Below are 14,725 nucleotides of genomic sequence, written 5' to 3'. Positions count from 1 at the left end.
CTTAAGACTTTGGTTGTCCTATCTTCAAATCGTTCATTTTCCTTACCGTCAAAGATTTTACCTGTAGTAAATTTCCGTTACCTCAATAGTCCCACAGGATACACTCATTTCTATTTGATGACTATTTTTCCCGTAACCACTGTATGGTTGATACTTATGACTTATACCATCAAATTCTCCTGCTTCAAGGGCAGCTAAAACCTCTTCTCTTTTCATTTGACCGTTCCTTTCTGCCACCAATGTGCCTAATAATAATTATGTTCACACCAATTCTTCATTACAATCCCCACTATATTTTAACATAAATACCCAATTTATCTTCTGACTTTTATTCAAGATAATGGCCCGATTGTTGAATAGAATGACCCGCATTTTTTAAACAACTTTATTATTTTTTAAACGACTTTATTGTAAATTAAACAACTTTTTTGTCACTTAACAACTAAAACCATGCCTATATATTTTAATCAATCTTTGTTCAAAATGCGTGGGTTTCTTCAATTATAAAATCAACGTTTACAGCACACTTTTAATCAAACTTTATTTCAAACCAACAGGAAGAACGTTACTTTAAATAAAGTGGCTCATTTCCGTAACCTTGTCATTTTATGCCACAAACGGGCGCGATTGTGGCATAAGAAAGGAGATTACATATTAGTCATATAAAATATGTAATCTCCTTTAATTTATTTATCTTTTTTTAATTTAGGTCTTGATAACCTTTATTCCATCAGCTTTCTCATATCTTCCGGCAACTCCGCATGAAATGTAAGCTGCTTTTCTAATACAGGATGATAAAATGTTAAATTTGTACTATGCAATGCTTGTCTCTTTATTTCATCCGTTTTCCCACCATACAAATCATCACCAAGTAATGCATGGCCGAGATGCGCCATATGTACTCTAATTTGATGCGTCCGCCCGGTTTCTAATTGAAGTGCCACATGCGTCTTATCTTTCAATCTCTTTTGCACATCGAAGTGAGTAACTGCTCGCTGCCCATCTTCACGGACCATGCGCTCAATAATACTATCATCTTTTCGTGCAATGGGAGCATCAATTGTTCCGCTGTCCTCCGCTATCGTTCCATGAACAATCGCTTCATATGTTCTTTTCACTTGTTTTTGTTGATGCTGCTTGGATAACAAGTGATGGATAAAACGATTTTTTGCAATTAACATTAAACCAGATGTATCCCGGTCGAGCCTTGTTACAATATGTACTGTACTTGCAAGGTTTTGCTGATCATAATAATGCAAAAGAGCATTAGCTACACTCCCGCTTGGATGCTCTCTTGATGGAATTGTTGACATATACGGCCGCTTATTAATAACAAGAACAGAATCGTCTTCATACACAATCGAAAGTGGGATATTCTCGCTTAGCATTCCTTCACTTCTTTGCTCAGGTGGGAAGTATACTGCTAACTTCTCTCCCTCTTGCAAAACATGACGTACATTTACAGAATGTCCGTTCACTTCAATAGCTCCGCCATGAAACTTTATATCTGTTAACGCTGCTTTAGAAATACTCTTCGCTTTCAAAAACTCTCGAATAAGCATTCCATCATCTGTTTCTGTTATACACCAAGTTAAAGTAAACCTTCTCAACTGCATAACTCTATTCTATTCCTCTCTACCAGTGTTCTTTAAGTGTTCCCAATGTATCCTGAGCCCGATTGGCTCAACTAACTAGCAACGGGAAAAACGTCCGCTGCTAGTTAGTTGAGCTTTACTGATCTGCCACAAAGGAATCACGCACTCGTTTCCAAAATGGAAATGGACGAAACCGCACAAATCGAACCCTTTGATTTGCCACCCGGTATTGAATCGATTTAACATCTTGATGATCCATCGTCAAATGATCAATTGTAATTTGCAAGTTCATTCCAGTAGCTGGTTTTAACACACACGTATGATGCTTCGGTAATACGAGCGGAGATCCAACTGTACGAAAAACTCGATTGTTAATAGACGCCATTTCTGTAATTTGAATGGCGTCCAAGGATGGATGAATAATCGCTCCGCCCAGTGCTTTATTATACGCGGTACTCCCAGAAGGTGTTGAAATACAAAGGCCGTCACCGCGAAATGTTTCAAAGTATTCACCGCGAATTTCTACATCCATAACAAGCGTTCCTTCATTGCTTTTTACCGTCGCTTCATTTAGCGCTAAAAATTGTGATTCTTTACTTCCATTCATGTAACGAATAATGACCTCTAATAATGGATATTCAACAACTTGAAAAGGCGTTTTCGCAATCGCAATGACAAGCTTCTCAACTTCTGTTGGTAACCAATCTGCATAAAATCCTAAATGCCCGGTATGCACACCGACAAACGCTGTTTTGTCTAACCGATTCTGATAGCGATGAAACGCATGCAGCAGTGTTCCATCTCCTCCAACAGAAATTACAATATCTGGCTCTATTTCATCCATTGTAAATTCAAAATTGCATAAGTACTCTGTCATCGTACTTGTAAGCTCATTTGATGATTGATCTCCCTTTGACATAATTGCAAATTTCATCGCCCAACACCCTTTAGATTATTATTCTGTTTCTTTCGCCTCTTGCTTGCGCGAAAAAATCTTTTGTGCTTCTTTGATTTCAAGACGAATCGAAGACATTTCTTCGTCTAATAGATAAGCTGCTTCAGCTGCGCGCTGCAAACGCACTTTAATATCTTCTGGAAAGCGCCCACGATATTTATAATTTAAAGAATGCTCGATTGTTGCCCAAAAATTCATTGCTAACGTTCGAATTTGAATTTCAACTAACACTTTTTTCTCCCCACGAATCGTTTGCACAGGATAACTAATGACAACGTGATAGGAACGATAGCCACTTTCCTTCTTTTGCGTCACATAATCGCGTTCTTCCACAATTTCAAAATCGTTACGTTTTCGTAAAAATTCTACAACTGGCTTAATATCATCAACAAATTGACACATCATGCGAAGCCCAGCAATATCTTGCATTTCTTCCTGCAAACGATCGAGTGGAATATTGCGTTTTGCTGCTTTATCAATAATACTTGCGACGGATTTGACTCTACCTGTTACAAACTCAATGGGCGAATGTTCAGCCAACATTTCAAACTGAGAACGCATTCCTTTTAATTTTACTTTCAACTCTCCTACAGCTTGATGATAGGGAGCTAAAAATTCTTCCCAATTTCGATCCAATGTAACCACCACCAAAACAAATCAGTTTCTTCTATCCCGCTCTAATGGGCAGTATCTTTAGGTGTTTCACGATGCAAAACTGCCCATTAGAGCCCGATTGGTTCAACTAACCGTCAGTACGATAATGCCTCCACTGACAGAAGTTTCACTTTACAGAAACACTTTTTCTACTGCATTTACGAGTTCCTCACCGTAATTCGCATTTCCTTCGATATTTTCAATTAAATATTCCAATTCTTCTTTCATTTGTTCTAACTCGATTTCAACGTCATGAATACGAACAAACATTGTTTCATCGTTCTTCATTGCATTTTTTAAATCTTCCCAGCACGTATGCGGGATACTCACGTAAATAAAAGAGGTTTCATTCTCTAAAATATATAAAAATGATAAATTGTCTGAATCTACAAGTACGTGACTACGTGCCTTTAAACCATCTACACGTAGCTCTGTATTTTCCGCACAAAAAATAAGAGCATCTTCTCTTTTTTCTACGCTCTTAACTTGAATTTTATTTTGCATACTTTAACTCCTCCATATCATACTTCCTGTCATAATCAACACTTTTATTGTAACATAACATACAACGAAACAAATAAAACATTGAATGAAATTTAGGAAAAAGCGATAATGAGTACCAGATATTTCACAAAAGGAGAGCGCATATGCAACAAGAAATTGAAATCGAATTTAAAAACATGGTCACAAAAGAGGAATTCCATTCTTTATGTCAGGCATTTGCTATTACAACATTCGCAAAACAAGTAAATCACTATTTCGAAACGCCTACATTTTCATTAAAAAATGCTGGCTCTGCACTTCGTATTCGTTGTAAAAATAATACTTATACACTAACACTAAAACAACCGGCAGAGGTTGGATTGTTAGAGACGCATCAAACCTTAACAGAAGAAGAAGCTAAAATAATGATTGAAACAAATAAGTTAATCAAGGGAGCTGTTTCCAAGCAATTAGAAACCCTACAAATTCCTGTTTCTTCATTACAATACATGGGAAGCTTAACAACAGAGCGAGCAGAAACAACATTTGAAGGCGGTACCCTCGTATTCGATCATAGTTTTTATTACGAACATGATGATTATGAACTTGAATACGAAGTAAGCGATGAACAGGCTGGACAAGCAGCATTTGCTTTTTTATTAAAAGAACATAATATTCCTATCAGACATACAAAAAACAAAGTGCAACGCTTTTTTCTTGCCAAGGGCCAAAAAGAACAATAAACTAGCAAAGGGTTGATTAAGAGCTATTTATTTGCTCTTCGTGACAATCCGTTGCTACAATAAAGTGAAACTTCCTTTCATGAACGCTTTTTTCATGAAAGGTTAGTTGAACTAATCGGGCTCTTACGGACGGTTTTACACCGTGAAATACATGAAGGTACCGCCCGTTAGAGCGGGGTAAAGTGAAACTTCCTTCTAGAATGCTTTTCCCTAGAAGGTTAGTTGAACCAATCGGGCACAGGTCAGCAGTTAGCCCCTATCTCCTTTGAATGATTTCTCATGAAATTGAGGTGGAGGTCTTACTGCCTACAAGTAGCGGGATAGATATACATTTGATGGAAAAAGGAGTTACAAGGATGAACAAGCAACCAACGACACCATTTGAAGCAATTGGCGGTGAACAAGGCATTGCAAAATTAGTCGATACATTTTATTCCTATGTCAGTAAACACCCTGACTTATCTCCCATCTTCCCAGACGATTTAACAGAAACTGCTAGGAAGCAAAAACAATTTTTAACACAATATTTAGGAGGACCAAATCTTTATACAGAAGAGCATGGTCACCCAATGTTACGTGCTCGTCATCTGCCGTTCGAAATTACACCGAAACGCGCAAAAGCTTGGCTCTCGTGTATGGAACAAGCGATGGATGATACCAATGTACACGGACCGATTCGTGATTTTGTATTTGAGCGTTTGACGTTAACGGCGCAGCACATGGTCAATACTCCCGAAACAGGTGAAGCTTAATGGAAAAACAGGAAGCAAAACATATTGCACCAATCTCGCCTTCCAAATGTGAGCCTAAGTCTGTAGAAGCATATTTATTTATTGATCCACTTTGCAAAGATTGTTGGGACATCGAGCCATTGATGATTAAACTATGGCTCGAATATGGAAAATATTTTTCACTCCGTCACATTGTTACCGGTAAGGTAGAAGGGGCCATCTCCCCATCACACAAATGGAATAAACCTGCTAATATTCGATTTGTGTGGGAAAAAACAACAAGTTTACACGGATTTTCTTGCGACGGAAAAGTATATACGCATGGGGCTTCATCAACTCCGTATATAACTTCACTTGCCATAAAGGCGGCAGAATTACAAGGTCGAAAAGCAGGTTCGAAATTTTTACGAAAACTTCAAGAATCCATTTTGCTTGAAAATATATCAAAGCCAGATATAGATATGCTGCTTATATGCGCGAAACAAAGCGGAATTGATATTGAAGAATTTAAACAGGATTTACATTCTGTCAGTGCCGCAAAAGCATTTCAATGTGATTTGAAATTTACAAATGAAATGCACATTACAGAAATCCCTTCTCTCGTTTTCTTTCATGCTAATTCTAATGAAGAAGGAATTAAAATTGCTGGTATTTATTCTTACGATGTATATGTACAAGTATTAAAAGAAATTGTAAAAGAAGAAATTGAACCACAACCACTTCCTTCTTTAGAAGTATTACTAGAGCAAGTTCAGTTTATGTCAACAAAAGAAATTGCCTTTATTTATAATTACTCTCAAACTGAAATAGAACGAGAAATGAAAAAATTGCTACTGAAAAGAAAAGTACGCATGGTTGATACAAAACGAGAGCGTTATTGGAAATGGATTACAAAAGAAAACGACCTGGTGTAAAACACCAGGTCGTTTTCTTTACGGCTTATAAAAATATTAAAGGGGATGGGAGAAATTTCACGTTCAAACAAAGGGGTATATGTTTGTATGTGAATTCGTTCACGTTTATTATATTACAAGATTCGACGTCAGATGACAACCCTTTTTGTCGAATTTCACATTTCTGTCACATTCTAAACGTTTTCATTTCGGAATATAGTATATAAGGAGTATTTGTCCCGCTATTCGCGGGCAGTAAGACCTCCACCTCAAGATTGTGAGGAACTCGAAGAAGATAGGTGGGGGATAACCGCTGGCATGCGCCCGATTGGTTCAACTAATAATCAGTGAGGGATGAAGAATCCCCCCACTGATTAAAGTTTCACTTTATAGGAGGGTTTCCAATGAAAAAATCCTATCTTTTATTATTTATTTGTATCGTTTTCCTCTTCTTTTGTTTATACGTCCTATCATTGTTACAAGTATTCCCACTAATTTTATCACTTCCCCTTTTATTTGGAGCAATCGTATTGGTTGTATCATACTTCAATAACCAAAAGCGATTTAAAGGATTTTAAACAAAAACGAGAGTCATACGACTCTCGTTTTTCTTCTACTTCTCTTCAAATAGAAGTGCTTCTAATTCATTTAATTTCTCTTCAAATACTTGCATTGCTTCTTTTACAGGTTCTGATGACGTCATATCAACACCAGCTTTTTTCAATACTTCAATCGGATAGTCAGAGCTTCCCGCTTTCAAGAACTCATTAATGTAACGTTCTACCGCTGGCTGACCTTCTTCTAAAATTTGCTTTGATAGAGCAGTTGCTGCACTAAAGCCTGTTGCATATTGATATACATAATAATTGTAGTAGAAATGCGGAATACGAGACCACTCTAAACCAATTTCTTTATCGATGACTAAACTATCACCGAAATACTTTTTATTTAGCTCATAGTAAATTTCCGTTAACATATCTGGTGTTACTGCATGACCTTCTTGCACTTTTTGATGAATAACGTGTTCAAACTCAGCAAACATTGTTTGACGGAATACTGTACCTCGGAAACCTTCTAAATAATGATTTAATAAGTATAGACGCTTCTTCTTATCATCTGTCGTTTTTAATAAATAATCATTTAGAAGTGCTTCATTACATGTAGACGCTACCTCCGCAACGAAAATTGAATAGTCACCGTACACATAAGGCTGTGTTTTTCTTGTATAGTAACTATGCACAGAATGACCAAATTCGTGAGCAAGCGTAAATAAATTATTTACATTATCATGCCAGTTCATTAAAACGTATGGATTTGTTCCATAAGCACCAGATGAATAAGCACCGCTTCGCTTCCCTTTATTTTCATATACATCTACCCAGCGATTTTCGTAAGCTTCTTTTAAAATATCAACATACTCTTCCCCAAGTACATTTAATGATTGTAATAACATATCTTGCGCTTCTTTATATGTTACGTTCATTTTCACTTCCGGTACGAGCGGTGTATATAAATCGTACATGTGCAATTCTTCTAATCCAAGTGCTCGTTTACGGATATCGATGTAACGATGTAATAAATGTAAGTTTTCATTTACTGTTTCCACAAGCTGATCATAAACAGACTCAGGAATATTATTATTGCTCAGTGCAGCTTGGCGAGCAGAATCATACTTACGAACATTCCCATAAAAATTATTTCGTTTAATTGCACCATTTAATGTGCTTGCAAATGTATTCTTATATTTTCCATACGTTTCATATACAGCATGAAAGGCATCATGGCGAACACGAGGATCATCACTTTCTAAAAATTGAATGTAGCGTCCATGAGTCACTTCTACCTCTTCCCCATTTTCATCTTGAATAGATGGAAACTTCAAGTCGGCATTATTTAATATACCAAATGTATTACTAGATGCGCCCATAACTTCAGAAGCCTGAGCTAATAACGCTTCTTCCGCTTCTGATAATACGTGAGGACGCTGACGTGTAATTTCCTCTAATGCATGCTCATATACTTTTAACTCTTTATTTTCTTGTAAAAATGAGCGCAATGTCTCTTCTGAAATCGTTAAAATTTCCGGCACAATGTACGCCATACTACTTGATACTTGTGAATATAAGCTTGTTGCACGGTCATTTAACGCTTGATAAGATGAATTTGTTGTATCTTGGTCGTAGCGCATATGTGCGTATGTATACAGTTTACCAAGACGCATCGATACTTCATCTTCATACTGCAGCGTTTCTAACAACGCATTTGCCGATTCTCCAAGCTTTCCTTTAAATTCTGTAAGTTTTGGTAGTAACTCTTTCACCGCTTGAAATTCCGTTTCCCACTCTGCATCCGTTTGGAAAATATCTTCTAAGCGCCACGTGTTTTCTACTTCAACTTCACTACGTGCTGGCAGTGCTCTTACTTTTTTTTGTTCAGCCATGTGTAAACCCTCCTTATTCATATCTCCTAGTACAATTCGATTCTTCTTATACAATTCCTTCTGGGTACTTTTTTATTATATCCGTTTTCTCTTGACTCATGTTATACTTTGCTTCCACAAGCATAAGGGCCTCTGCTAAAAATAAGCGATCAAACTTCTGTATCTCTTTTTCTGTTTTTGGCACAAAAAAACATCGTACTTTTCGATATTTGTAAACATCAACTTGCTCAATCTTTCCAATCAAACATAAAAACTGCATATATTCTCTCACTGCCTGTTGCCAAAATGCTTGCGGAAAATACGGTAGTAACCGTCTATGAATCGCTCTATGCCTCTCAACATAATGAAAAATGGTATGCAACGAAAAATATTCTCCTACCGTAAATTTGCCTAGTAGCTCAATTAAAATGTAAGCTTGCCATATGAAAGAATGAGTACGAAATGCTAGGAGCGATGGTAAAGGGACACCAATTTCAGCAGGAAAACAAGATGGGGATATATGATGATGATAAAGAAGCTCTAAAAAGGAGCGCTCACTTCGCTTCCACATATGAATACCATTTGCACGGAGGCGCTGTTTTTTATTCATCCACTCTTTTTCTAAACATTGGATTGATATAGGTGATGTTGTAAGAAGAGTTGTTAATGTAGTCGTATGAAGCGGAAAATAAATTGCATGTGAAAAAACGATAGACGGGGAAAAAGGTAAAAGAAGATTACATTTAAAAAAAGCTTTTGCATCAGGACAAAAATAAAGGAGATAAGGGTTTGAATGATATTGCACACAGCAGGAATGAAAAGAAGAAAGCGACATCCAATATGTTGCATGACGTTTTAACTGATTCCCTCCCAAAATCCATAATATTTGAATCCCTTCTTTCCAATATCCTTCCGTTCGTTTTAACAACTGCTCTGCTGATAAAGTTGCACATTGATATTCAATAGCGATTTGTCGATCACCAATTGTTACAAACAAATCAGGTCGCTGCTGAATGGATGGTAAATAATGCTCCATTTTTATAGAACAAACTTGTGACTGAAGCCACCTATATAACTGCTCTTTCCCCCGTAAGTGGTACGCCGATTCATTTTCAAGCTCGATTTTACAGCTATGTGATTTCTTATGAGCAAAATGCCACTGTTTTTGTTTTCCCAGTTTTAGCTGTACTTCTAAGTGACAAATAGGACAGAAAAAACGCTCGTTCTTCCGTAACATAATAAGCTGTTTTTCCTTCCATCCATGAAGAAGATGAATTTCCTCTCCATTTTCTCTTTTTGCGACAAACACACAATCACTTCCTTTCTTCCGTATGGACTATTCTATAATGAAGAGCGAATTCCTGCTCTAATGAAAAAAGACTCATTTCCATGAGTCTTTAGAGTAAAGGAGACAATAACCGATATGTCGATTCCACAATCCGCATCACAAGGTGGCGGTTCTTAAAGCGATCAACATAAATTTCATTTGATACCTGCAAATCTTCTTCAAAATCTGCCACAAGCTTGCGAATACTGTTTGTATCATATAAAAAGGCATTCACCTCAAAATTCAAATGAAAACTTCTCATATCCATATTTGCTGTTCCAATTGATGCCAAATCAGAATCAACAATCACAACCTTGCTGTGTAAAAAACCTTTTTCATATTCATATATTTTTACGCCTGCCTCTAATAATTCTGGAAAATAAGAACGAGACGCATAAAATACAGTCCTCTTATCCGGTTTGCTCGGCATTAACAAGCGAACATCAATACCTGCTAAGGCCGCTACTTTTAATGCTGATAAAATATCATCATCTGGAATAAAATATGGCGTCGCAATCCAAATTGATTTTCTTGCTGAAGCAATCATCGCAAAATATAAATGCTTAATCGTTTCCCATTTACTATCAGGTCCGCCCGCAACGAGCTGCACGCCCCCCTGTTCATCTCCCTCTACGATATCGACTTGTAAATAGTCTGATGTTAATATTGCTTCACCTGTCATGTAAAACCAATCTTGTAAAAAGATAAGCTGCAAACTTTGTACCGCTTCACCTCGTAAATATAAATGAGTATCTCGCCAAAACCCAAAATATTTATTTTCCCCTAAATATTCATCTCCAATGTTTAAACCGCCAACGAAGCCTTCATTTCCATCAATGACAACAATTTTCCGGTGATTTCGATAGTTAATTTTGTCATTTAAAATAGGAAAGCGAACAGGAAAAAACGGCACCATCTCAACACCTGCATTATTTAATTCCTCAATATATGTCTTTGACAGTTTAAAACTCCCTACTGCATCGTATAAAAATCGAACTGTCACGCCTTCTTTTGCTTTTTGGATGAGAATGTCTTTAATTTTTGTACCAATTTTATCATCACGCACAATGTAATATTCCATATGGATATGATGCTTGGCCTTTTTCAATCCATCTAAAATTGCTTGAAATGTCTCTTTCCCATTTGTTAATACTCTCGTTTCCGTATGAAAAGAAATATTTAATGCCCCAAGACGGTCTGCTAGCCGAAACAATAATTCTTGATGTTCATGTTTTTTCAATATACGGTCATGATAATACTCATGCCCTTTATATTGTAAAAACGCCTGCTCGTCTAAAAGCGCCTTCTTTTGAAACATTCGTTTTCTCCGAAAATTTTGTCCAAATAGAAGATATGCAAAAAAACCTACTACTGGAAAAATCCCAAGCACAATTAACCAAGTTAATGTTTTCGAGGGATTACGATTTTCTAAAAAAATCACAGATCCAATTAGAAATGCTGATATCGTAAATAGAGTACTTAAAATTCCCAAAAATGAAATATCTTTAATCCCAATTACATCTGAATAAAATGTTACATCAATAAATAGACGTAACGAAATAAACACAACGAATAAACCAATCAAAAAGAAAAATAGCTTCAATATATTTTTCATTTCTGCCCCCTTACCTACACTTTTCATATATACATTTAAAAAGCCGATTTCAATATAAAGAAATCGGCCTACATTCCAGGAGAAAAATGATTACGAATTGTTTCAAGTGCATTTTCAGAAACAATTTGCTTTCCGTATTCATAAACGCGATGAATCGTTAAAGCGGATTCTTCTCCATATTCTAATATTACACTTAAAATACGGTCAATCTCCTCTTCATCGTGCACTACCTCATCAAATTCGACATATAGATAATAGCGGTCTTCAAATGAATATAATTCATCTTTTATCTCTTCAAATATAAGTCGATGACTTAATGAAATAACATGCTCAAAATCGTCGAATTTAATTAAAAAACCGAATATACCATCTTCATTAAAAATCGCTCCGGTTTCTTCTTCTATTTCCTGTTCAAATAACGATTCAATTCGCTCATCAAGGGGAATATCGATAATTTTATCGAGGCCAATTGGTAATTCTAATTTTTGCCCGTCTTTCGAAAGCTGCGCTTTCGTCACAAGTACTTCAATTCCTTTTTCAAGTGCTTGAACTTGAATCCAAAGCGGTCCATCAATAAAAAAGTCGTCATGGTCACGCGCTTCATCCATCATTTCCCAAAACAGCTGTTCACTTCTATCGCGGTTATACCAAATCTCTTCACGGTTAAATCCGCGGTCTTCTATATCAATGTACGAGATATAAAATTTCATCGTATGATCATTAACTCTTTCAATATCCAAAATGCACCTCTCCCTTCCTATTTGGAATGGTTATGAAGGGATTCCCCAATCATATTACAAAAAAAGTTAGAATCTTGTACTCTCATTTTATGATAAGATGCTCCAGAATGGAAATAAAATCACCATATTTTAAAAAAAAACAGTCATTTACCTAATTTTTCATTTGATAAAGTACGCTTCTTGACGAAATAATGACTCCTCCATATTTCAAGAAAGGCATTGGACATGTTATTCATGTAAATGATTGTCCTATATTCTTTTTTCCTGCATATGATGTAAACGAAACAAACTAAAAAAGACATTCCTTCTTCTCTAATTTACAATACATTTACCGTTCATATTAATCACAATCCTTTTCTTACATAGTGATTCTAACCAAAACAAATCTGATTCTAATAGGCAGTGTTTCTCTCTATTAGGACTGAACAAACGGGGGCAAACTGAATGGATTTAGACTTTCTCTCATCCATCCTTATAATCGTTGGTATCGACATTGTACTAGGCGGTGACAACGCGATTGTCATCGCACTCGCAAGTCGCAATTTACCAGAAACAGAGCGAAATAAAGCGATTGTTTTAGGAACTGGTTTAGCCATCATACTACGTATCTTCCTCACAGTACTTGCCGTTTATTTGCTTAACATTCCATTTTTACAATTAACTGGCGGGATTTTACTTACTCTCATCGCAATCAACCTGCTCACAGATAACAATCATGATCTTTCTAGTATTAAGGCAAAGACAACCTTATTTCAAGCCGTACGAACAATCGTTTTCGCAGACCTTGTTATGGGATTCGATAATGTACTTGCAATCGCCGGGGCTGCACATGGAAATATTGCATTAGTTATTATCGGATTACTCATTTCTATTCCTATTATCATTTGGGGAAGTAAACTCATTTTATTATGCATGGAAAGATTTCCTCTTCTCGTTTATATTGGTGCTGCTATCTTAGCTTACACAGCGGGTAATATGGTAGCACATGAAAAATTTTTCACATCATTTTTCGAGAAGAATCCATTTTTCACAGCAAGTATTCCCGTTCTCTTCACGATTACAGTATTACTCGTTGGAATTCTTGTAAACCAAGTAAAGCTGCGAAATACATGAAGTTCAACTACTCAGACGCCAGGTGTCCTGTTATGAAAATGTTTTTGACTGAGCATCGTTGGTCTAATTAGATTTCCCTATTCTTATTTTTCTACTTTAGTAAAATAAAGATTTAGACTGATGACTCAGTTACTTTCATGAAGAAAATTTGTATTAAAATAAAATATTAGACTAAATAGTAAATATACGATTTTTATATGGGCAATAAGGACCATTCTGAGAAAGCGCACTTCATAAAATCGATATGTATACATTCTTGCATAAAGCTTTTAAAAAAGAAAAAGGGGAATTTTCATGCAAATAATCCGACAATGGAACCAAGAAGATAGTAATTACATTAGACAGAAGGTTATAGAATATAATACTTCACAACTACCAGATGAAGTAAAATCTCCTTCTGAGAATGTAAGCCTTGTGGTAAGAGACGAAGAAGGAAACATAATAGGTGGTATAACAGGAACCATCTTTTGGCGTCACATGCATATTGATTATCTATGGGTAGATAATCAATTACGCCATAAAGGATACGGAACTAAGTTACTACATAAAATGGAAGAGGTTGCAAAAGAGAAGAAATGTAGACTTATTATACTTGATACTTTCAGTTTCCAAGCTCCTGAATTTTACAAAAAACATGGCTATAAAGAATTTGGTCTCATTGAGGATTACCCAAAAGGATTCCGCCAACATTTTTTAGAAAAAAGACTGGAAGCATAACTTTCGATAACAAGAATTATGTAAATGTTATCTCCTTTTAGCAAAATACGACATGTTTTATTCGTACAAAAAAAGGAGCTAATGGCCCACATTCCGCTAAAGCAGAGTTGGGAATCAGCTCCTTTTCATATTATATTAATTTACAAGACGTTGCGCTTCGCGTAATTGAAATGTTCTCACTGTACGTGGTAAAAAGCGGCGAATTTCATCTTCGTTATAACCAACTTGTAGGCGTTTTTCATCAATCATAATAGGACGACGAAGAATACCTGGGTAATCACGAATAAGCTTATATAAATCTTGAAGAGGTAAAGATTCTAAATTAATATTCAATTCCTGAAAAACTTTAGAACGAGTTGAAATAATTTCATCTGTTCCACTTTCTGTCATACGTAAAATCTCTTTAATTTCCTCAATCGATAATGGATCAGAGAAAATATTACGTTCTGTATAAGGAATATGGTTTTCCTCTAACCATAATTTCGCTTTTCTACAAGACGTACAACTTGGAGAACTATATAGTGTTACCATACATTACTCACTCTCCTTAAAAAAGTACACATTCTGTACTATTTCACATTTTCATAATTATGTTCAAACAAATTTTGTATCGCTTATGACTACTTGTCTAAAAATAAGGAATTTCAAAACTTGCAAGCGAACCTTTCTAAAAAAACAATTACTTTAAATAAGTAACTTCTATAATCATTATACAATAGAACAAGAAAGAAATATACAGT

General features: G+C 35.9%; 16 protein-coding genes. 6 read left to right on the top strand and 10 right to left on the bottom strand.

Annotated features, from left to right (window positions below; all coding sequences use genetic code 11):
- Positions 1–57: 57 nt before the first annotated feature.
- The 5 genes from NKR74_RS05920 to NKR74_RS05900 all read right to left on the bottom strand — a co-directional run bounded on the left by NKR74_RS05920 (position 58) and on the right by NKR74_RS05900 (position 3,708).
- On the bottom strand, positions 58–216 hold the full coding sequence (locus NKR74_RS05920) for a hypothetical protein (RefSeq protein ID WP_253628954.1): 159 nt from the start codon (positions 214–216) through the stop codon (positions 58–60).
- Between the two features lie 506 nt (positions 217–722).
- Positions 723–1,610 (bottom strand): RluA family pseudouridine synthase, encoded by an 888-nt coding sequence (locus tag NKR74_RS05915; protein ID WP_253628953.1) that lies wholly within the window; start codon positions 1,608–1,610, stop codon positions 723–725.
- A 121-nt stretch (positions 1,611–1,731) separates the two neighbouring features.
- Positions 1,732–2,529 carry an NAD kinase gene (locus NKR74_RS05910; protein WP_253628952.1) on the bottom strand — a complete coding sequence of 266 codons (798 nt, stop codon included), beginning with the start codon at positions 2,527–2,529 and terminating at the stop codon, positions 1,732–1,734.
- Between the two features lie 21 nt (positions 2,530–2,550).
- On the bottom strand, positions 2,551–3,186 hold the full coding sequence (yjbM, locus tag NKR74_RS05905) for a GTP diphosphokinase (protein ID WP_098306224.1): 636 nt from the start codon (positions 3,184–3,186) through the stop codon (positions 2,551–2,553).
- A gap of 150 nt (positions 3,187–3,336) precedes the next feature.
- Positions 3,337–3,708 carry a UPF0738 family protein gene (locus tag NKR74_RS05900; RefSeq protein WP_098306222.1) on the bottom strand — a complete coding sequence of 124 codons (372 nt, stop codon included), beginning with the start codon at positions 3,706–3,708 and terminating at the stop codon, positions 3,337–3,339.
- Between the two features lie 143 nt (positions 3,709–3,851).
- Between NKR74_RS05900 and NKR74_RS05895 the strand changes: the two genes are divergently transcribed.
- The 4 genes from NKR74_RS05895 (at position 3,852) to NKR74_RS05880 (ending at position 6,632) form a co-directional block, all read left to right on the top strand.
- Positions 3,852–4,430 carry a CYTH domain-containing protein gene (locus NKR74_RS05895; protein ID WP_253628951.1) on the top strand — a complete coding sequence of 193 codons (579 nt, stop codon included), beginning with the start codon at positions 3,852–3,854 and terminating at the stop codon, positions 4,428–4,430.
- Between the two features lie 356 nt (positions 4,431–4,786).
- Positions 4,787–5,182, top strand: a complete 396-nt coding sequence (locus NKR74_RS05890) for a globin domain-containing protein (protein ID WP_253628950.1) — start codon at positions 4,787–4,789, stop codon at positions 5,180–5,182.
- Positions 5,182–6,075, top strand: coding sequence for a ClpXP adapter SpxH family protein (locus tag NKR74_RS05885; protein ID WP_253628949.1), 894 nt, complete (start codon positions 5,182–5,184; stop codon positions 6,073–6,075). Before NKR74_RS05890 ends, NKR74_RS05885 begins: the two co-directional genes overlap by 1 nt.
- Before the next feature lie 383 nt (positions 6,076–6,458).
- Entirely contained in the window at positions 6,459–6,632 is a 174-nt protein-coding gene (locus NKR74_RS05880; protein ID WP_253628948.1) for a hypothetical protein, read from the top strand.
- 35 nt (positions 6,633–6,667) lie between these two features.
- Here the strand turns inward: NKR74_RS05880 and pepF are convergent, their stop codons facing one another.
- From pepF to mecA, 4 genes are all read right to left on the bottom strand, one after another.
- Complete coding sequence (gene pepF, locus NKR74_RS05875; RefSeq protein ID WP_098306212.1) at positions 6,668–8,494, bottom strand: oligoendopeptidase F; 1,827 nt, start codon at positions 8,492–8,494, stop codon at positions 6,668–6,670.
- A 46-nt stretch (positions 8,495–8,540) separates the two neighbouring features.
- The gene (locus NKR74_RS05870; RefSeq protein ID WP_253628947.1) at positions 8,541–9,782 is read right to left on the bottom strand and encodes a competence protein CoiA; all 1,242 of its coding nucleotides are present in this window, start codon (positions 9,780–9,782) and stop codon (positions 8,541–8,543) included.
- An 88-nt stretch (positions 9,783–9,870) separates the two neighbouring features.
- Positions 9,871–11,415 (bottom strand): cardiolipin synthase, encoded by a 1,545-nt coding sequence (cls, locus tag NKR74_RS05865; RefSeq protein ID WP_253628946.1) that lies wholly within the window; start codon positions 11,413–11,415, stop codon positions 9,871–9,873.
- 68 nt (positions 11,416–11,483) lie between these two features.
- A complete protein-coding gene (gene mecA, locus NKR74_RS05860) occupies positions 11,484–12,155 on the bottom strand; it encodes an adaptor protein MecA (protein ID WP_098306206.1) in 672 nt (223 codons plus the stop codon).
- Between the two features lie 444 nt (positions 12,156–12,599).
- On the opposite strand from mecA, the gene NKR74_RS05855 reads away from it, so the two are divergent.
- Complete coding sequence (locus tag NKR74_RS05855; RefSeq protein ID WP_098306204.1) at positions 12,600–13,268, top strand: TerC family protein; 669 nt, start codon at positions 12,600–12,602, stop codon at positions 13,266–13,268.
- Between the two features lie 294 nt (positions 13,269–13,562).
- Positions 13,563–13,985 (top strand): GNAT family N-acetyltransferase, encoded by a 423-nt coding sequence (locus tag NKR74_RS05850; RefSeq protein WP_098306202.1) that lies wholly within the window; start codon positions 13,563–13,565, stop codon positions 13,983–13,985.
- A gap of 135 nt (positions 13,986–14,120) precedes the next feature.
- On the opposite strand, the gene spx is transcribed toward NKR74_RS05850, so the two are convergent.
- Positions 14,121–14,516 carry a transcriptional regulator Spx gene (spx, locus tag NKR74_RS05845; RefSeq protein ID WP_230574977.1) on the bottom strand — a complete coding sequence of 132 codons (396 nt, stop codon included), beginning with the start codon at positions 14,514–14,516 and terminating at the stop codon, positions 14,121–14,123.
- Between the last annotated feature and the right edge of the window lie 209 nt (positions 14,517–14,725).

Origin of the sequence: Bacillus sp. 3103sda1, assembly GCF_024159135.1 — a bacterium.
In the GTDB taxonomy this organism is placed as follows: domain Bacteria; phylum Bacillota; class Bacilli; order Bacillales; family Bacillaceae_G; genus Bacillus_A; species Bacillus_A rhizoplanae.
This window is presented reverse-complemented; position numbering and strand designations above follow the sequence as displayed.

Bases quoted from the DNA above. Each gene is read 5' to 3' on its own strand.
- NKR74_RS05920 (WP_253628954.1), bottom strand. From the start codon at position 216: ATGAAAAGAGAAGAGGTTTTAGCTGCCCTTGAAGCAGGAGAATTTGAT.
- NKR74_RS05910 (WP_253628952.1), bottom strand. From the start codon at position 2,529: ATGAAATTTGCAATTATGTCAAAGGGAGATCAATCATCAAATGAGCTT.
- NKR74_RS05900 (WP_098306222.1), bottom strand. From the start codon at position 3,708: ATGCAAAATAAAATTCAAGTTAAGAGCGTAGAAAAAAGAGAAGATGCT.
- NKR74_RS05895 (WP_253628951.1), top strand. From the start codon at position 3,852: ATGCAACAAGAAATTGAAATCGAATTTAAAAACATGGTCACAAAAGAG.
- NKR74_RS05890 (WP_253628950.1), top strand. From the start codon at position 4,787: ATGAACAAGCAACCAACGACACCATTTGAAGCAATTGGCGGTGAACAA.
- NKR74_RS05885 (WP_253628949.1), top strand. From the start codon at position 5,182: ATGGAAAAACAGGAAGCAAAACATATTGCACCAATCTCGCCTTCCAAA.
- NKR74_RS05880 (WP_253628948.1), top strand. From the start codon at position 6,459: ATGAAAAAATCCTATCTTTTATTATTTATTTGTATCGTTTTCCTCTTC.
- pepF (WP_098306212.1), bottom strand. From the start codon at position 8,494: ATGGCTGAACAAAAAAAAGTAAGAGCACTGCCAGCACGTAGTGAAGTT.
- cls (WP_253628946.1), bottom strand. From the start codon at position 11,415: ATGAAAAATATATTGAAGCTATTTTTCTTTTTGATTGGTTTATTCGTT.
- NKR74_RS05855 (WP_098306204.1), top strand. From the start codon at position 12,600: ATGGATTTAGACTTTCTCTCATCCATCCTTATAATCGTTGGTATCGAC.
- NKR74_RS05850 (WP_098306202.1), top strand. From the start codon at position 13,563: ATGCAAATAATCCGACAATGGAACCAAGAAGATAGTAATTACATTAGA.
- spx (WP_230574977.1), bottom strand. From the start codon at position 14,516: ATGGTAACACTATATAGTTCTCCAAGTTGTACGTCTTGTAGAAAAGCG.